The organism is Paenibacillus sp. FSL M8-0142 (assembly GCF_038597315.1).
In the GTDB taxonomy this organism is placed as follows: Bacteria; Bacillota; Bacilli; order Paenibacillales; family Paenibacillaceae; genus Paenibacillus_AQ; species Paenibacillus_AQ lactis.
Window position 1 is genome coordinate 6,605,450 of record NZ_CP152008.1, and the last position, 18,570, is coordinate 6,624,019.

Here is an 18,570-nt window from a genome sequence, read left to right on the forward strand (position 1 = left end):
GAAAAGGGCACCTCGTTCGAGGTGCCAATTCATCAACGGAGTGATCTCAAGATAACGTCCTCATCGGACCATTGCGCGTTATGCAGCCCTGTAATTACTTGATCACTCCCTCAACATGATCCGCCCTTGCAAAGGACACCGCCGCAAACTCGGCTTCATGGAAAGCCTGGGCCAATACTTGATCTTTCCCCCGTAACCTTCCTTGGGCACGGATGATTTGATAGTCAATGCCCATAAAGTTAAACATCGCTTTTAAATATTTGTGAGAATACTCGACTTCGGTGTACCAATCCTCGTTCGTATAGATACCGTCACTTGCTTGAATGACAAGCACGCTTCTGCCGTCTTTTAGCAGACCGACCGAGCCCTTGTCCGTATAGGCGAACGTCTCTTTAGCGATCATGATGTTATCCATATAGTCTTTCAGCTTGGAGGGAATGTTAAAGTTATGGAGCGGCATGGCGATGACATATTTCTTCGCACGCTTAAATTGCTGCAGAATTTCGGTCATGCGGGAGTCGAGCGCCTGCTCTTCTTCAGTCAAGGGCTCCCCGCCTCTCCTTTTCTCCTGCAGGCTCAGAAAGGTACGGTCTATGCAAGGAATAGGCTCCCGATATAAATCGATCTGTTCGATTGGCCCTTCCGGATTCATCTCTCGATACGACTCCAGAAAATGATGGAGCACTTGCAGGCTTAACGACGAATCGGCATCCACCATGGGGTGAGCATTGATAACGAGCAGTGTTTCCAATTTCGATCTCTCCCTTATCCTGTAGTTCTGATACATAGATGAGACAAATAGCAGATGTCTTTTGTGACATGATCGCTGAGGACGCCAAATAAAAAAACCGACCCCAAAAACAGGTCGGTTATTCTTGTTCCATAAGCGTCCATGAACTCGGACTTTAGTTGGCTCGATTCCGGCTAAATTGATTCACGGCGCTAAACAGCGCTTTTACAGACGAGGTCATAATATCAACGTCAATGCCGCAGCCCCAGTATACGCTGCCGTCAGCAGCCGTTATACCGATGTAAGAGACCGCTTGTGACTTCGAGCCTGTCTCCAAAGCGTGCTCTTTATAGATCAAGTCGGTGTAGTTCATTCCAAGCTCGGTTTGGAGCGCATTGCTGATGGCATCAAGTCTTCCGTTTCCGGTGCCTTCAATCTCCTTGACTTCATTGCCGGTTCGGATCGTGACGGTCGTATGGAAGTCCTCATTGTCCGTCATCCGGTATTTGATAAACTCGACAGGTGATGTTATGTTCACATATTCCTTCACGAAAATGTCGTAGATTTCGTCCGGCATCAATTCCTTCTGCTGCTGATCCGATACGTTTTTCACGAAGTATCCGAAGTTTTCGCGCATTTTCGCAGGGAGATCGAGCCCGTACTTCAGCTGCAGGACATATCCGATGCCGCCTTTGCCGGACTGGCTGTTAATTCGGATAATATCGCCTTCATACTCCCTGCCGATATCCTTGGGATCAATCAGCAGATACGGAACCGACCAATGCCGCGGCTCTTGTTCCTCGCGCCACTTCATTCCTTTCGCAATCGCATCCTGGTGCGAACCCGAGAAAGCGGTGAATACCAGCTCGCCTCCGTATGGATGTCTCTCGCTTACTCTCATCTTGGTCAGCCGTTCATAGACGGAGATGATCGCAGGGATGTTCTCAAAATTCAGCTTCGGGTCCACCCCGTGCGAGTACATGTTGAGCGCCAGCGTCACGATGTCGACGTTCCCCGTTCTTTCGCCGTTTCCGAACAACGTGCCTTCGACGCGCTGGGCTCCGGCCAGCATTCCCAGCTCCGCATCCGCCACGCCCGTTCCCCTGTCGTTATGTGGATGGACCGACAAAATGACATGCTCCCGGAAGCTCAGATGCTCGCTCATATACTCGATCTGGCTCGCGTAGACGTGAGGCATCGACATGGAGACTGTTGCAGGAAGGTTAATGATAACCGGGTTCTCGGCCGTCGGCTGCCATACGTCGAGCACGCTGTTGCAGATGTCCAGCGCAAATTCGATCTCCGTACCGGTGAAGCTCTCCGGCGAATACTGGAACTGGAAGTTGCCCTCGGTCTCAGCAGCGCATTCCTTGAGCAGCTTGGCGCCGCTCACGGCGATGTCGATAATCTCTTGTTTGGACTTGCGGAATACCTGCTCCCGCTGCGCTACGGAGGTCGAGTTGTACAAATGGACAACGGCCTTCTTCGCGCCCTTCAGCGATTCGAACGTTTTGCGGATGATGTGCTCTCTCGATTGGGTCAGCACTTGAATTGTAACATCATCCGGGATCAAATCCTGCTCGATCAATGTGCGCAGAAAGGTGAACTCCGTCTCCGATGCCGCGGGAAATCCGACCTCGATCTCCTTGAACCCGATCTCCACAAGCAATTTGAAGTACTCCAGCTTTTCCTCCAAATTCATCGGAACGATCAATGCCTGGTTTCCGTCGCGAAGGTCGACGCTGCACCAAATCGGCGCCTCGGTAATGTATTCCTTTTGGGTCCAGCTCAAGCTTGTCTCCGGCGGCATAAAATATCCTCTGGCGTATTTCTCAACATTTTTCATGGATATCCTTCCTCTCATCGATTTCCTGTGCTTAACTGCAAAAGATCCGGATGCACAAAAAAAGCCTTCCATCTCCAATAACAGAGACGAAAGACTTTGACATCTTACGCGGTACCACTCCGAATTCATGCCGTCATCAGCATGCACTCTACGGATACAGGGCTGGCAGCAACGCACAATCCTTGCATCCTCCTGAAGATAACGGTCAGGCTCCGGCTCCACCTACTCTACGGGTTCAGCGAGCAACTCCAAGGCGAGTTCCGATTTTCTCCACGGCTGTTTCGCACCATCCAACAGCTCTCTTCACGTTTTGAAAAACGTACTATTCCTTTTCAACGTTTTAAATATTAGAAACAATGTATATCACCAATACGTTTGATGTCAAGTATTATCTTTCATGTGTCAGGGATGTGCATTGTTCTATAGTATGCCGCCATTTCGGAATTTTTACCTTCAAGTTCTGCTGTTTCTGCCATATACAAAATATAACGTAATGGTGGACATGATCATCAATATAACGGAATACACCAAGGTCAACGCTTTGGTATCCGCTGCGGCCTGCGCATCCGTGCTGTTCTTGATGACGATTCCTAACGGTTGGTACAGGGGATGATAGAGGAACACCGTAACGTCGTAATCCGCCAAAATCCCGTTAAAGTTCAAAGCGAGTACCGCTAAAGTCGACGGAAGAATGATCGGCAGCAGCACTTTCCTGAACGTATAGAAGGGTTTGGCGCCTAGGTTTCTTGCCGCATCTTCCAAATTGCTGTCCAAGCTGAAGAATGATGCCTTTACCATACGCAGGGTGAAAGGAATATGAACGATCACATACGCGATCAACAGCATCCAGACCGTTCCCACCAGAACCGAATTCCCGATCACCAGCTGGGGCGTATTAAACGTTACGATCAGTCCGATCGCGATTAATGTCGAAGGCAGGATCCATGGGATCAGCAGCGAGTATTCCAGGGCAAGCGTCCACTTGTTATTATATTTATGCAATAATCTTGAGACCGCCAGCGTCAACGCTACGACGATGACCGAGGCTGCCGCGGCATAGACGATGCTCACGAGATAAGGCTTGAATGCGGACATGGATGAAAACACTTGAATGTAATTGTCCAAGGTGAAGCTGCTCGGATTCAGCGTGGCGGTAGTAATGCTGGCCGAATCGGTGAACGAAAAGAGGATGATGAGCACGACCGGAACGATATAGAGCACAAACAGGCCGTAAGCCAGAATATGAGCGGCAATATTCCCGAATTTGTGGCGAATCTTTTGCTTTACCAGCTCGGATTTGACTTTGGAGACCGACATGAAATTGCCCTTTCGTTCAAACCGGATCATCACGGTTAACAGCACCAGCGTTGCCAAACCGAGAATAAGGGCCAGCAGCGCGGCAAGATCCCTCGACGTCATGCTTTTCGAAAATGTCAGGATCATCGGCGTAATCGTCTGGAATTCCTTCCCGCCCAGGATGAGCGGTGCAGACGTGGCGGCAAGGCCGGTCAGGAAAGTCAGGATCGTTAGCGCATAAATGGTAGGCTTCAGAACCGGGAGCACAACTCTTCTTAGGATGTACCACGTTGAGGCTCCCATATTTCGCGCCGCTTCTATGGTCTGAAAGTCGATTTTGCGAATCGCATTGCCCATAAACAGGAAGTGGTTGGACGTGCAGGCGAACGTCATGACGAATAGAACCGCCCAGTAGCCATGAAACCAGGTTGTATCAAAAGAAGGGAATAAGCGGACCAAGAGCTTGGTCATAAACCCCTCTTCGCCATACACGAATTTATATCCGGACACCAGCACGACCCCGCTGTAAATCAGCGTCGTCGAATATCCGAGCTTTAAGATCTTCGCGCCTTTGATATCGAAGTATTCCGAGATCAGCACGAGCGTAATGCCCACGATGTTTACCGTAACGACAAGCGAGAACGCCAGGATAAAGCTGTTGTACAAACTTCTCATCGCGCGTTCGGACGACAGCAGCTTTTCCGCTGCCTCCAGCGTAAATTTGCCGTCTTTAAAGAAGATTTCGCCATAAATATTCAAGTTCGGGTAAATCAGAAAGGCAATGACGAACCAAATAATCAATCCGTACAGGATGATGGCGATCGGGTTCATGGAAGCCAGCCGGGTGTTTAGGCTCCGGACATTCATGCTTCCCCCTCCTTCATCGGATATTGCAATATATCGCCTACGGGAATGTAGATATCTACATCGTCGCCGACCTCATGCTGAACGAGACTGCTTTCCTTCTCGATGGTCTTTAATTGTCCGCCGCCGGCAATCTCCAGTACATATTTGCTGTATAATCCGTAAAATTCCCGATCCGCAATCTTGCCTTTCAGCTGGACCGTATCAATGCCCGGCAGGGCCAGCAGGCTGACCTTTTCATTCCGGACATAGGCGATGTTCCCCGGATGGACCACCTCTTGCAGTCGGCTGTTTGTTATCGCCTGCGGATCGATCCGGTTAATATCCCCGATAAAATTACACACAAACTCCGTCCGGGATTGGTTATAGACCTCCTGGGGCGTGCCTACTTGCTCCAGAACCCCCTGATTGAATACGCCGATCCGATCGGACAGCGTTAACGCTTCTTCCTGGTCGTGCGTGACATAGATCGTCGTGATCCCGAATTTCTTCTGCAATTCCTTCAGCTCGTTTCGAAGCTGTACCCTCAGCTTAGCGTCCAAATTGGATAAGGGTTCATCCAGCACCAGGATACTCGGCGTTAACACCAGCGCCCTGGCAATCGCCACGCGCTGCTGCTGGCCGCCGGATAATTCCGATACCTTCTTGAACAGCTGTTCATCCTTCAAATCGACCTTACGGGCAATATCCCGTACCCTTTGGTCCACTTCAGCCTTGGAAATCTTCTTTACCCGCAAGCCGAAGGCGATATTCTCGAACACATTCATTGTCGGAAACAGTGCATAGCTTTGAAACACCATACCGATCTCTCTTTTCTCGATCGGCAGATGAGTAATGTCGGTATCCTTCAACAGGATCCGTCCGCTCGTAGGCGTAATAAACCCGACCAGACTGCGAAGGGTCGTCGTTTTCCCGCAGCCCGAAGGACCAAGGAACGTGAAAAACTCCCCTTCCCGAATATGCAAATTGAGGTTCTTGACCGCATGAAACGCTCCGAATTTAATATCAACGTTCTGGAATGTAATCATCGTATACTCTTCCTTTTTGTTGTTCTTGAATGAACGGCTGTATATTGGCCTCCCAATATACAGCCGGCTTGACTCCATTCCTTCTTATTGCATAATCTCCAGCTCGATTTTCTCCGCCCACTGATCCATGTTTTCGGCGATAAAGGCCCAATCCAGCTCCTGCGGTTTTAAGGTGGAATACAGCTCCTTGACGGACGCGTTGGCTTGCTCGGCCGCTTTCGTATTGGCCGGCATCGCATTGAACTGTGCCGCGAATTGTCCTTGGACTTCTGCGGAGCCCATCCATTCCACGAATCGTTCCGCCGTTGCCTGCTTCTTCGTTCCGTTCACGATCGCAGCGTGCTCTACAACCATCGGCACGCCGATTTCCGGACTGACGATGCCTGCCTTCACTTTATACTGCTCTTCCTTCTGCTCCAGGGTTCCGGACACCAGCGCTCCCAGCGGTGTTTTGCCGCTGGCCAAATTGGCATAGAAGTCTTCGCCCTCGACAGCGTTAACCCCGTTATCATAGAGCTGCTGAATTTCGTTCCAGCCTTCCTCCGAGATGCCGAGATCACCATTTGGATCCTGGAATCTGGTCAGAATCCCCGCTACGACAAGGCGAGGGGTATTTTGTCCAAGGAGCGTCGGAGCTTCATACTTCCCTTTGAACGCGTCGTTCTTATAAAGGTCCGTCCAGTCCTTCGGGGCGGTATCGGCCGTGAATTCGTTCGGGTTGTACCCAAGCAGAATCGCTTGCTTCACAAGACCATGATAGTAGCCTTCCGGATCATTCAGGCCCTGCTCAACATCTCCGGCCCAGCTTGGAACAAACTTAGCCAGAACGTCTTCCTTCTTCAAATTCTCATACAGCATATTGTTCAAGCCGTATACAACGTCCGCGATCGGGTTGTTCTTCTCGGCGATCAGCCGGTTCGTCAAATCGGCGCCGCCCGCTCCGACAATTTCGATGTCAAAGCCCGCACTCTTCGCTTGCTCGATTAACCATTCGCCGCGGCCGTCGGAGTTTGCATTCGTGTACACGATCAGCTTCTCATTCTTGGCCGGTTCGGAAGAAGAATCCGTCCCAGCTGATGTTCCGGCCGGCGCTGCGGCCCCCGAATCGCCCGTGTTTGCATTGCCGGCATTGTTGCCGCCGCAAGCCGATACGACCAGACACAAAATGAGAAGCAAAGCTGCCATCGTCCATTTTCTCATGATTATCCCAACTCTCCTTTTAATCATTCTTCTTATTCGTTTCAAATGTTTATGATTAACCCGTCGTATGCCGGCACAATTCCGACGGGATTGAAGATGCGGACAAAATCCTCGTGAAGCAGCTTGGAATTATGGCTAAAGTGCGTGACGACGATTTTGCCTTCGGGCTTCAGAATGCTTTCTTTCTGGAACTCGCGCTGAGCCTCCAGCACCGTTTCCACGCACATATGATTGCGGTCGCGGGAATTTCCCGTATATCCGTGCGTGCAGTCGAGGATGGCGCAATCCAGATTTTTGCCCTTTAACCACGCCCACGTCGCATCCGGAAACCACCCTGAATCATGTCCGTACAGCAGTGCTTTTCCATCCTTCTCAATCACGTACAGCAGGCAGGTTTCCATGCGGTCATGATCCGCCAACAACGGCGTTACCCGCGCATCGCCCATCATGAACGTCTCAAACGGACGCACCAGATGGAACGCATACCTTTGTCCTTCAAAACGGCCGATCGCGGCACGCGTATGATGCATCACGGTACCATTGCCATAAATGTGCATCGGATGCTGAAGGCCGTGCGCAATTCCTTCCCTCCGGCATTCCAGATCAGCGGCATTATAATGGTCCGAATGGGAATGGGTGACGAGCAGATGCTCGATGGCCCCAAGGTCAATGTTGTCCCGCAGCGCCTGCATATAGGAATCCGGGGAATAGTCAAACTTGATGACATCGTCAATGATGGCGGAAGTTCGCGTGCGGATATTTTTGCCGCCTAGCTCCCGCGCTTTGGCACAATACTCGCAGTGGCAAAATGCATTGGGAAAGCCCTCTGCGGCTGCGGTTCCTAGAAAGTGTATTTTCAAAAGTCATTTCTCCTTACCTTGCAAACTGTAGTGATCCTTGTTACGTCCTGGTCAGAACGGATTTTCGTTCTACAATCGATGTTTGAATTTTAATGGTGATTGGATTCTCGTTGGAGCTGCCAACACGCTTCATCAGCAAATCAACGGCCGATCGGGCAAGCCTCTCGGTATCTTGTCGAACCGTCGTGAGCGGAATCGGAATATAGGCCGCCAACTGGATATCGGAGAACCCGACGATGGACAGCTTGTCAGGGACCGGGATATCCATATGGAGTGCGGTATATATCGTCGAAATGGCCACGTGGTCATCACCGCACATGATGGCGGTCATGTGGGGGTTGTCCTGAATGAACCGCTCCTGTTCCGGATCTCGCTCATGAATGCGGCTGGTATTGCAAGCCACGCTTCTGAAGTGAATGTTCTGGTATTTTACCGGGATTTTATGGTCGAGCAGCGCCTGGATATATCCTTGGTACCGCTCCTCCCTGCTTGTGATATGATCGATCGCGTTCGACGTATAGCCGATTTCCCGGTGCCCCTTCCCGATCAAATACTTGGTCATTTGGTAGGAGCCCATATAGTGGTCGTGATAGACGCAGTCGATCTCTACTTCATGGAAAATGCGGTCGATGATGACAAGCGGCAGCTTTTGCAGCTTTAACCGTAAAACCTGGTCGCTGCAGGTCTTCCTCCCCTGAGGGAATAAAATAATGCCGGTGATTCCTCCTTCGGCCAGCCTTTCCAGGCAAAGCTCCTCATCGTCGCAATCCTTCGTCATTTTTAAAATGAGGTCGCAGCCGTGCTTTCGCACTTCGGCCTCGGCGGCGGCGATGATTCGGGCCGTATAATCGGACAGGTGAGGCATGATAAGCGCGATCTGCCCGCTCCGCTTCTCGACCGCCGGAGCCGCCTCGGGATCCTGGGGAGGGAACCCTCCTTGCGTGATCCGCCCGTCTTGCGGTTCGGCGAGGAACGTTCCTCTTCGGGGCAGACGGTACACCAGACCCTGATCGGCCAGCTTCTGCAGCGCTAGCTTGCTCGTCATCCGGCTGACGCCAAACAGCTTGGCAAGCTCGCCTTCCGAAGGAACCGGATCATGCGGCCGCAGCCGGCGGCTTTGAATAATCTCGATGACCTGATCGGCCACCCGGTGATAGAGTTGGTTCTGTTTGGTCAAACGGATATCTTTCATCACATTATCCCTCTAATCGTTGAGTCGACTCGAATCCGCAAGGGATCTAATTTGAACATAAAGAATGTCACTGACATATTCAATGATATATATGTAAATGTCTTGTAAAATCTATGTTAAATCCGGATTTTACGCTCCAAAATCAGGAATTGTATATCAGTGATATCCCTTTTCTATGAGGAACCGATTATTTTGGCATACGACATTGCGATTTCAAAAGAAAAAACCGACCCATTTTCAGGTCGGTTCATCCTCAATTTTCATACTTTATCCACATAAATAAATATATTTCCAAAGTATTATACCGAGGTGAAATCATGCTGGATCCCGATCGGACAATTCGAAGTCTCTATTAGGATGTCTCGTAATGTACTCCAGTAGCTTCCCTCGAAATACTTTGGCAGGTGTGCCGAGCACCCTGTCCCTATGCCAGATCAGTCCGTGGTTCATCCGGACCGGCTTAGGCAGCGGAATACTGACAACCGTTCCTGTGGCGAGCTCCTTCTCCATGGTGATCTCCGGCACAAACGCAATGCCGAGTCCGCATGCGACCATAGAGCGGATCATCTCTGTGCTTGGAAACTCTGCTTGTGGTGCGGAAGCGGGCAGTCCCAGCTCCGCCAATATGCGCAGACCATCGTTGTGGTAGACACAGCGACTGCCAAAGCCGATCACCTGAACACCGGTTAATCCGCTCCAATCTTCGGAGCGGATCCGGCTGGCGAGTTCATTCGAACAAACGAGCACTAAATTTTCTTCGACGAGTGGCTCGAACAGAATGTCTTCCCGCTCGGGGTCTTTCGGTACGATACCGAAATCAATCTCATGGGAGGCGACCTGGTCGACAATATCTCCTTGGAATCCGGTCTCGAGCAGAAGCGTCACTTCCGGGTATTCGGCGAAAAACGGATTCAAGAATCCGCTTAGCCGCGTAACGCAGAACGATTCGAGCGCCCGCACACGGACAGGCCCTCGCGGTCGTTCCAGACTCCCTAAATCCTCCTCCAGCATTTGCCCAAGCTGTACAAATTGCCTGGCATAAACGGCCAGCTTCTCTCCGGCGTCCGTCGGTTTTACGCCCCGGGAAAGCCGGTGAAACAGTTTATTCCCACAGATTTGCTCCAGCATTTGAATCTGTGAGGTGACGGTCGACTGCACGTACCCCAGCTTATCAGCCGCACGGCTGAAGCTTCCCTCTCCCACTACGGTTAGGAATGTGACCAGAAACCGCCCTTCCAGCTTCTCCAGCACGCTTTGTCCTCCTTGTGATATCGAATTATTCGATATCACGCATCGTTTATTTTCGTTTTTCGAATATGTAATACGATGATAGCATAGGAGTTAGTTCCGGAACAATGAAAATGTAGGAGGGTTACGATGGAGATGGAGATGGAGAAGGAAAAGGAAAAGGAAAAGAACATCATCCCGGGCTTCCGCCTTGGCATATACGTGTTCAAGGATGCGGAAATCGTGGACTATGCCGCCCCGTACGGGGTATTCTCTGTGGCCCGCAGACTGGCTCCCGAGCTTGAGGCATTTCTCGTTGCAGACGCAATGCATCCTATTCAGACGCAAGCTGGCCTTACCGTACTGCCCAACTATAGTTTCAACGACGAGCCTGACATGGATGCGTTCCTGATTCCAGGGGGCTTCGGTACCCGACAGGAAATGCATAACGGCCGACTGCACAGGTACATCCGTTCTTTGCCGGAATCATGCCTGCTGACGAGCGTATGCACCGGTTCCTGGGTGTACGGTCAGATGGGACTGCTCGATGGCATCGCCGCGACGAGCCGGAAGGAAGCTGACCGATTGGAGGCATCAACGCTCGGCAAAGTGCCGATCGACCGACTCGCGGAAATCGCCCCGGCGTGCAAGATCAGCCGCGCCCGGGTCGTGGACAGCGGTCGGATGATCACCGCCGGCGGCATCGCTTCCGGCATGGAACTCGGGTTTCACCTGCTGCGCCGGGCGGGCTATGACGAAACCTTTATTTCGGAGGTAGCGCGAATTATGGAATATCACCAGGCGTATGACGGATACCGGAACGATATCGATCCGGGCCGCGCGGCAATCAGTGGTTAAGCAGCATGTCCAGCGACAATGTGTACCATCCCGGTGAATTGGCCGTACAAAGATTAGCAGGCGTCGAGGCGATCGCAGAGCAGAACGGAAGAATGATCAAGAGCAGATTTCCTAAGGGAGCGGCGGTTTTTTTATCAAAGCAGACGCTAATCATCGCTTCTTCCATTGACAAGAACGGGAAAGTCTGGTGTTCGCTGTTAACCGGCAGCCCCGGATTTATCGAGCTGTTAGACGAAGTCACTTTGGTGATCGACGCCGTTCCCGTGGAAGGAGATCCCCTGATTCATCACTTAGGGGGCCATTCGAATCTCGGATTGCTAGCGATCGACCTCTACAAGAAATCGAGATTAAGAATGAACGGCCAGGCCGTAGTTGACAGCGATCATCGGCTAGTTATCAACATCGAACAAGTTTACGGCAATTGTCCGAAATACATTCAAAGAAGAACAGCGTTGTTCGAAGCCGATTCCCGGAGAGTTCCTAAATTAGCTGAGCGCAGTTCGGAGCTCAATGCCGTGCAATCGGCGCAGATTCGGAATGCGGACACTTTTTTCATCGGCAGTATCGGCCCGGAAGGGAATGCCGACGCTTCGCATCGGGGAGGGCCGCCGGGTTTTGTAAAGACGCTTGACGAACGCACGCTTCTTTTTCCCGATTATTACGGCAATTCCATGTTCAATACGTTAGGCAACATCTACTGCAACCCAAGTACCGGTTTATTATTCGTCGATTTCGATAACGGGCATTACTTGCAACTGACGGGGCGCTCGGAAATCATATGGGAAGATAACGAAATATCCCGCTTTCCAGGTGCGGAGCGGTTGGTACGGTTCGAGATCGACGAGGTGCTTTATACCGAAAATGGTACAAATCGAGTTTGGGTAATCGAAAACAAGGAGGAAGAACGATGGTAGCGGAAAAGTTTCTGATTGTGATTCATGCGAACCAACAGGATGTCGGCAAGGCGGTTCATGGACTTTTGTACGGGCAAGAGCTTTACGAAGCAGGCTGCGAGGTTGAAATCGTATTTGACGGGTTAGGGACGCAGTGGCCCGATGAGTTCGGCAAGCCGGAGCACCCATTTCACGCTTTGTTCAAGCAAGTGATGAAATCCGGAATCATTAAAGGAGGTTGTCAAGCTTGCTCGGGATTTTTCGAGGTGGCGGAGCAAATCGAGAACGCTGGCATCCCGTTGATCGGTAACGAGGGTTCGGGTGGGCATATTCCTTTCGGTCAATATGTAAAAGACGGTTTCTTGCCGATCGTTCTCTAACAAAGACAAAGCCAGGAAGATGCTTCCTGGCTTTGCGTATTTAGCATTTTGATACTCGCCCAGCAACAATATATTACCTTTGGAATCCACGCTCTGCGTGGTTTTCTCAATTATAAGACATTAAGCTTTAAGGCTTCGATACGGATACGAGAAGCTCGTTATCCCCGGAGATGACCGTCACTTCAGGCGGCAGGATCAGGTCTTTCACGAAGCGTGTATCTCCAACTTCCATCGCACTGATGTCCAGCTCAACGGTGGTTGGCAGGTCTTTCGGGAGAGCCTCTACTTCAACATAAGGGTCCTGGATTTGCACAACGCCGCCTGACTTGGTTCCGATCGGAGTCCCTACGAATTTCACCCCGAGCTTCGTACGAATGATCTCGCCCGTCTGGACGAGCTGAAAGTCGACATGCACAAGGGCGCGGGTTACCGGGTTCCGCTGAAGATCCTCCAGCAGCACCGTCATGGATCGGTCCCCTTCCATCTGCAGCTCAATAAAGCCAGATGCCCCTCTCTTTAGCCATTTCTCAAATTGTTTCGTGGAAATGTGAATGATTTCGTTAGCGGCGTTTTTACCGAACACAACCCCTGGCAAACGCCCCTTCTGACGTAAATTACGAAGTCCCGAAGAATTTAATCGCGGACGTTTTTCTGTATGAATGCATGCAGCCATGCTCTACCTCTCCTTTACATGAGTGATCTTAGCGCTGTAAATAGCAGCCGTCGAACCTCCCCTGAGCGGGGATCAATAGAGAAACATAGCATCCAGACCTCCATCCTATCCGATCGATCGCAATACATTAAATGTAAAAAACCCGCAAATACAGACGAAGGCACCCCACTCCGAAGAGTGGAATGCCTATGGGTTTCATCTACCATATCATAGTTTGATGGATATTGGTATAGGGGTTAATTTTGTAGCAAATGTTTGCCGGTAAAGTCACCTTCGCTGGCTCAGAATCGCCTCCTAAGGTGAGGCGGTTATTCCCTTCAACTTCTTTACCTGGTAATACAATCTGAGTCGGCAGACCATAACCGTTATATTCACAAGCGATAATACAACCAGCCATATGATCAGCGATGACATGGCGGTCCATAGTCCATACCAAGGCAATACTCGCCCGGCTCCAATAAATGTAGCTAACGGCGACAGAAATAAGAGAATCAAGACTGGGAGCAGTCCTCCTGCTAATGAAACCATCATTTTCCCGGCTGTCATGGCCTTTTTGCTTCGATGGATACGATAGAGCCTATATATCCCCCAAGCAATCGTCGCAAGCACCAGGAGAATCATAACCGTCTCCATGTTTTTGCTGTTGACAATCGGCGATTCGGCCTTTTCTCCCTTCATAATCTTTGCGATTCCGTCAACAAAAGCCGAATAATCGACAAAGGCGTTTAAACCGGAGTCAAACATCATCGCAATGCCCAGCCGCTGATCCAAATCGATCGTCTCTTCCGCCTTATACGTCCATAAAATTCCGCTATGGGAAATCCTCCGGCCCCCTTGCTCATCCTCATCCGCAAGCCACCCCATTCCATACGGTCCCTTCTGTCCGGCCGTGTGGTACTGCTCCATCAGCTCTGGCGTAAGAAGCCTGCCATTATATTGGGCGAGCATCCACTTGGCCATATCATCGGCAGTCGAAATCATACCGGCGGGTCCGTCAACGAACCAAGAGGGTTCAGACTGGCTTACAGGATGGCCAAGCAATATATAATGTCCCCGCGGAATGGCGGAGTTCTCATTGATCTGCCGTGTGTTGCTGACATTAAAGGTATCTCTCATTCCCAGAGGCTTAAAGATATGATCCTCCAAGTAATCGGAGAAGTTCTGTCCGCTCATTGTTTCGACCAATAAAGCCAAATATTGATAGTTCGGATTGTGATAGCTATAGGTTGCCCCAGGATCATTCGCTAGCTGAACCGCGTTCAACGACTCGTTAACCTGCTGCAGCGATTGATATGGGGACGAACGGGTCATGTCGGGATTCACCTTGTCATTAAGTCCGCTTGTCTGGTTGAGCAAATCCCGAACGGTAATATCGCGAACGCGCTCGTCCTTAGGTGCGAGGTCGGGAAAATAAGAAACGTACGGCGCATCAAGCTCGATTAATCCTTTGTCCGCCAGCTGAAGGACAGCCAGTGCCGTAAAAGATTTGCTTAACGAAGCAATAGGAAACGGGGTGCCGCCGTTTATATCACGGCCCTCTGAAATAGCGCCGTACCCTTGCGTATAGAACACCTCATCGTTATGAACGATGGCAAGGGCCGCACCCTGAATATGATTGGCGCTCATTGTTTTTTTAACGTATTCATCGATCTCCTGTTGGACTTCTGTTTTGCTTCGAGCTTCAACGGCGGAAGCGGGTCTGGCCAGGATGCCCATCAATAGCAGGAAACAACTCAAGACTAGCCACATTTTCTTCTCTACGGTTCTCATACCAGCACTCCTTATTTCATGTTAAGGAAATGCTAATCGATCTTTTTCAACTATTTATCAACTCCGTACCAAAAACTTGCCGTTACGCTCCCACCGCCATGGAGGCCGTTGGCTACCTGCAGACTCCCCTCATGCTTTTCGCAAAGAACTTTGCAAATGTAAAGCCCCAGTCCGTGATGTTCATTCGCATCCCATACCTCTCCGCGATAAAAAGGAAGCACGGCCTTGCGGAGCGTCACCTCGGAAAAACCTGCGCCGTCATCCGCGACGGTTATAGAAAAGTGGTCCTTGCCGACGTTATAATGAACGCTTACGTGACTAGAGGCATAACGCGCTGCATTTACGATCAAATTCTCAAAAACCTGCATCGTCAAATGGACATCGACCGTTATTTCGTTCGCTTCCTCGGCAATGGATGAACCGAAAGTCTTACCATTCCGTCCGGTAATTTGGCGTGCGCTGTCATTCAGCAAGGAGATGAGCTCATCCGTTTCAATCCTGCGGCTCTGTACCGGCATATCCTCCAGCTTCTGAATGGAATTCATCGCCTCCGTGAAGCTTTCAAGACGGACGATATGCGCCTGCATCGTTTGAATCGTGTCCAATAGTTTCTCCTCGGATATTTTGCGCTCCGGCAAGTAAGCGGTCAGAAACTCAGAGTATCCTTTTAGAACGGACAGAGGTGTTCTCAGATCATGGGCAAAAATAGCGTTAAGTTGTCTTCGCTCTTCGGCCGATCGCCAAAGCGTTTGGTGGTTCTTCTCCAACTGACCGCGCATGTTCTCAAATACACGGCATAATTCCCCCATCTCATCCCGGCTGTCGTAAGAAATATGAAACCCCAAATCGTTCGCCGAAATTTTCTCCGATGCCTGCATCAAGATTTCAAGCGGTTGTTTCAGTTTCCACCGATAAAACAAGCTGCCCATCAGGACGATGCCGACGGCAACCGTTAACAGGACAACCGCAACGAGGGAAGGCAGCAACCAGTTGTTCACGGAAGAATAGCCGGCAAACCGCAACCGTATGCTTTCCGCCCATCTAAACTCCAATGTGATGACGACTAGAACGGCGATGAGCGTAAGGCAGCATAATAGGATGAACGATTGCAGCAAGGTGAACCGCTTCAGGCTCAGCCAGTTTATCATTTTCGCCATTTGTAACCCACTCCCCATACCGTTTCAATCCTGTCGGCGCAGCCATGCTCTTTCAATTTGACACGAATTCGCCGGATATGCTCCGCTATTACGGCGCTGTCGCCTTCGCCGTCCAGTCCCCACACTTTTTCAAAAATACGCTCTTTGTCGAACACCATTCCGGGATGCATGGACAATAGCTCTATAATATCGAACTCTTTTTTGGCCAAGGGAATTCGTACATCGTGGATGTAAAGCGCGCGAGCCGAATAATCAATGGCCAAATCTTCGCTAAATCGTACGGACGTTTTCGTTTGGCTTCGCATCTCCCTGCGCAAATGTGCCTCTACCCTGGCACCCAGCTCATGAATACTGAACGGCTTGGCTATATAGTCATCCCCTCCGGCCTGAAATCCCGATATTTTATCCGCATCCTCGTCGCGGGCGGTTAGAAACAGAATCGGACAGGACACAAAATGCCGGATTCTCCTGCATAATTCCAGACCGTCAAGCTCCGGCATATTGATATCCAGCAGCACAAGATCCGGTTGATACTCTAGTTGCCGCAGCGCCTCGCTGCCATCCTTCGCCGTCATCACAAAATACCCGTTTATTTCAAAGTAATCCGTGAGCAGTTTGCGAAGATCGGCTTCATCATCTACGATCAGTATCTTTTTCATCCTGCCCTCCCCGCCTCCCCTATCCATTTCTCTGGATCCAGCATAACAAAAATCGCCGTCCGAGTCCCGACAGGGATCGTGAACGGCGACAATTCTAAAGTCATGACTTAAGCTGCAGTCTTCTCGGGTATACGTATATCTCAATCTAAAAAGCTAGTCGGCCATTTCCGCCAGCACCTTGCCCAACCGATCAAGCTGCTGTTCATTAGCTTCTATGCAGATGGGCTTCGCTTTTTCAAACTCCTCTTTTTTCTTGAAACGTTGACGGAAGGTGACCCTGGTTCGGCCATCCAAGTCTTCGAAGGTACCCGTTACCCGAAATTCGTGAACGTTGAGGTGATCAATCACGACCCGCTCTGTCGGCACAAACTCAACAAAGACATTATGGTTAGGATAATCCACGCCATCCGGTCCGTGCATGGTGAACTTCCACGTACCTCCCGGCCGCATATCGCACTCGTGAAACGTATTTTTGAAGCCTTTCGGTCCCCACCACTTTGCTAATAAATCAGGGGTTGTCCATGCCCGAAACACAAGTTCCTGCGGGACATCATACTCGCGCGAAGCAATAAGCTCATTTTCTCCTATAATCATGTTCCTACCTCCCCTTCTATTTCCTTGCCCAATGTCTCTTCATGAACCATCTCCACTCATTTGCGCTAGCTATGTACCGGTAACTCTAATGTAAATCATTACGTTGCGTAAGGTTCAAGTGCAATCGTGACAGCAAATTGTTAGTTATTTATAACTAACACCAGGCTGTCGAGAAACCCCCTGTTTTTTTGCAGGGGGTTTAAAATTGCCTCGTCGGTCACTGAAGTAGGGTTCTCAGAGCGCTTTAAATCGATTTTTATTTTAAAAGATATGATTCCCCATATAAAAAATAGAGTGTCGAAAAGTCCGTTGGACTTTCTCGACACTCTGTTGTTAGTTATTTATAACTAACACCCACTTCAAAAAAATATGCTCAGCTTGATGCATGAATATTGCCGACATGTTCCTCCTTACTGTGTAATAAGGTTCGTCTTACAAAACCCATGAAGACCAGTAAAGCAATGAACCCGGAAACCGCGCATGATGCAAATAGAGCAGGGTAGCCGAACTGTTGGGATCCTCCTTTCGTTAGTTAAAGATAACTAACATTTTTCATTATCAATACCTTGGGGAACTGACTGTCAATCGTATATGCGTGCTATTAGAAATGAATGGAGTATGTAGTCACCACATACCCCATTCATTCCCACCATATTAAACCCTCAACCCAGGCATGCATGAAACGAAGAACCATTCTTAGCGGCTTCTCAGGACATGCTCGATTCGCTTATCCGGCATGAACCAAACCACGGCAACAAGTACGAAAAAGAACCCGGATATCCAGACACTCACGTAAGCGGTCAAGGCCGCAGTCAAGTAGAGTAACGGTGATAGTTTCCCCTTCCAGTCCTTCCCCATCGCTGCAACGAATGAGGAATCACCGGAATGCTGGTTCATGATCATGCGCTGAAGCAGCCAATACGAGAACGCCGCCAGGAGCAGAATAATACCGTACAGCGCCGTTGGAGTAGGTGCAAAATGGCTTTCCCCCATCCACGCCGTCGTGAACGGCACAAGGGATAGCCAAAAGAGGAGCAGCAAGTTGAGCCACATCAATCTCCCGTTCATGGTTCGAACCATATGCAGCAGATGATGATGATTGTTCCAGTAGATCCCGATATATACGAAACTGAAGATATAGCTAACAACTTTCGGGCCAAGTGCGATTAGCGCATGCCAGTCATGGCCTTCCGGCACTTTGAATTCCAGCACCATGATCGTAATAATAATGGCCAGAACCCCATCGCTGAATGCTTCCATCCGATTTGCTTTCAATGCGTCTCACCTATTCCCCTCGCTTCAAGTAATGACCCTTAACCTTCTCCTCACCATTTGCTTATTAA

17 protein-coding genes and 1 other annotated feature are annotated in these 18,570 nt (G+C 50.2%); of the genes, 3 read left to right on the forward strand and 14 right to left on the reverse strand.

Features of this window, described 5'->3' with window-relative positions; translation table 11 throughout:
• Positions 1-94 precede the first annotated feature (94 nt).
• The 8 genes from NSQ46_RS29815 to NSQ46_RS29850 form a co-directional block, all read right to left on the reverse strand.
• A complete protein-coding gene (locus NSQ46_RS29815; protein WP_210094134.1) occupies positions 95-751 on the reverse strand; it encodes an NAD(P)H-dependent oxidoreductase in 657 nt (218 codons plus the stop codon).
• A 154-nt stretch (positions 752-905) separates the two neighbouring features.
• The gene (gene leuA, locus NSQ46_RS29820) at positions 906-2,576 is read right to left on the reverse strand and encodes a 2-isopropylmalate synthase (protein WP_342575841.1); all 1,671 of its coding nucleotides are present in this window, start codon (positions 2,574-2,576) and stop codon (positions 906-908) included.
• 79 nt (positions 2,577-2,655) lie between these two features.
• Positions 2,656-2,921, reverse strand: a binding site (T-box leader).
• A 108-nt stretch (positions 2,922-3,029) separates the two neighbouring features.
• Complete coding sequence (locus NSQ46_RS29825; RefSeq protein WP_251535866.1) at positions 3,030-4,739, reverse strand: iron ABC transporter permease; 1,710 nt, start codon at positions 4,737-4,739, stop codon at positions 3,030-3,032.
• Positions 4,736-5,764: an ABC transporter ATP-binding protein gene (locus NSQ46_RS29830; RefSeq protein WP_210094137.1), complete on the reverse strand. Its 1,029-nt coding sequence runs from the start codon at positions 5,762-5,764 to the stop codon at positions 4,736-4,738. The genes NSQ46_RS29825 and NSQ46_RS29830 overlap by 4 nt, the downstream gene beginning before the upstream one ends.
• An 84-nt stretch (positions 5,765-5,848) precedes the next feature.
• Entirely contained in the window at positions 5,849-6,964 is a 1,116-nt protein-coding gene (locus NSQ46_RS29835; RefSeq protein ID WP_210094138.1) for an extracellular solute-binding protein, read from the reverse strand.
• Positions 6,965-7,005: 41 nt separating this feature from the next.
• Entirely contained in the window at positions 7,006-7,824 is an 819-nt protein-coding gene (locus NSQ46_RS29840; protein WP_210094139.1) for an MBL fold metallo-hydrolase, read from the reverse strand.
• A gap of 40 nt (positions 7,825-7,864) precedes the next feature.
• The gene (locus NSQ46_RS29845; protein WP_028405856.1) at positions 7,865-9,016 is read right to left on the reverse strand and encodes a GntR family transcriptional regulator; all 1,152 of its coding nucleotides are present in this window, start codon (positions 9,014-9,016) and stop codon (positions 7,865-7,867) included.
• A 315-nt stretch (positions 9,017-9,331) separates the two neighbouring features.
• Positions 9,332-10,267, reverse strand: a complete 936-nt coding sequence (locus tag NSQ46_RS29850) for a LysR family transcriptional regulator (RefSeq protein WP_342575843.1) — start codon at positions 10,265-10,267, stop codon at positions 9,332-9,334.
• Positions 10,268-10,393: 126 nt separating this feature from the next.
• Between NSQ46_RS29850 and NSQ46_RS29855 the strand changes: the two genes are divergently transcribed.
• From NSQ46_RS29855 to NSQ46_RS29865, 3 genes are read left to right on the forward strand one after another with little or no spacing between them, the layout of a single operon-like run.
• On the forward strand, positions 10,394-11,101 hold the full coding sequence (locus tag NSQ46_RS29855; protein ID WP_342575844.1) for a DJ-1/PfpI family protein: 708 nt from the start codon (positions 10,394-10,396) through the stop codon (positions 11,099-11,101).
• Positions 11,102-11,106: 5 nt separating this feature from the next.
• On the forward strand, positions 11,107-12,015 hold the full coding sequence (locus tag NSQ46_RS29860) for a pyridoxamine 5'-phosphate oxidase family protein (protein ID WP_342575846.1): 909 nt from the start codon (positions 11,107-11,109) through the stop codon (positions 12,013-12,015).
• Positions 12,009-12,374: a hypothetical protein gene (locus tag NSQ46_RS29865; protein WP_342575848.1), complete on the forward strand. Its 366-nt coding sequence runs from the start codon at positions 12,009-12,011 to the stop codon at positions 12,372-12,374. Before NSQ46_RS29860 ends, NSQ46_RS29865 begins: the two co-directional genes overlap by 7 nt.
• A 127-nt stretch (positions 12,375-12,501) precedes the next feature.
• On the opposite strand, the gene NSQ46_RS29870 is transcribed toward NSQ46_RS29865, so the two are convergent.
• The 6 genes from NSQ46_RS29870 to NSQ46_RS29895 all read right to left on the reverse strand — a co-directional run bounded on the left by NSQ46_RS29870 (position 12,502) and on the right by NSQ46_RS29895 (position 18,502).
• Complete coding sequence (locus NSQ46_RS29870) at positions 12,502-13,047, reverse strand: 50S ribosomal protein L25 (RefSeq protein WP_342575850.1); 546 nt, start codon at positions 13,045-13,047, stop codon at positions 12,502-12,504.
• Positions 13,048-13,341: 294 nt separating this feature from the next.
• Positions 13,342-14,817 carry a serine hydrolase domain-containing protein gene (locus NSQ46_RS29875; RefSeq protein WP_342575852.1) on the reverse strand — a complete coding sequence of 492 codons (1,476 nt, stop codon included), beginning with the start codon at positions 14,815-14,817 and terminating at the stop codon, positions 13,342-13,344.
• A 50-nt stretch (positions 14,818-14,867) separates the two neighbouring features.
• Positions 14,868-15,974 (reverse strand): ATP-binding protein, encoded by a 1,107-nt coding sequence (locus NSQ46_RS29880; RefSeq protein ID WP_341342586.1) that lies wholly within the window; start codon positions 15,972-15,974, stop codon positions 14,868-14,870.
• Entirely contained in the window at positions 15,962-16,633 is a 672-nt protein-coding gene (locus NSQ46_RS29885; RefSeq protein ID WP_341342587.1) for a response regulator transcription factor, read from the reverse strand. Before NSQ46_RS29885 ends, NSQ46_RS29880 begins: the two co-directional genes overlap by 13 nt.
• Positions 16,634-16,786: 153 nt before the next feature.
• Positions 16,787-17,227, reverse strand: a complete 441-nt coding sequence (locus NSQ46_RS29890; RefSeq protein ID WP_341342588.1) for an SRPBCC family protein — start codon at positions 17,225-17,227, stop codon at positions 16,787-16,789.
• Positions 17,228-17,923: 696 nt separating this feature from the next.
• On the reverse strand, positions 17,924-18,502 hold the full coding sequence (locus tag NSQ46_RS29895; RefSeq protein WP_007129128.1) for a TMEM175 family protein: 579 nt from the start codon (positions 18,500-18,502) through the stop codon (positions 17,924-17,926).
• Between the last annotated feature and the right edge of the window lie 68 nt (positions 18,503-18,570).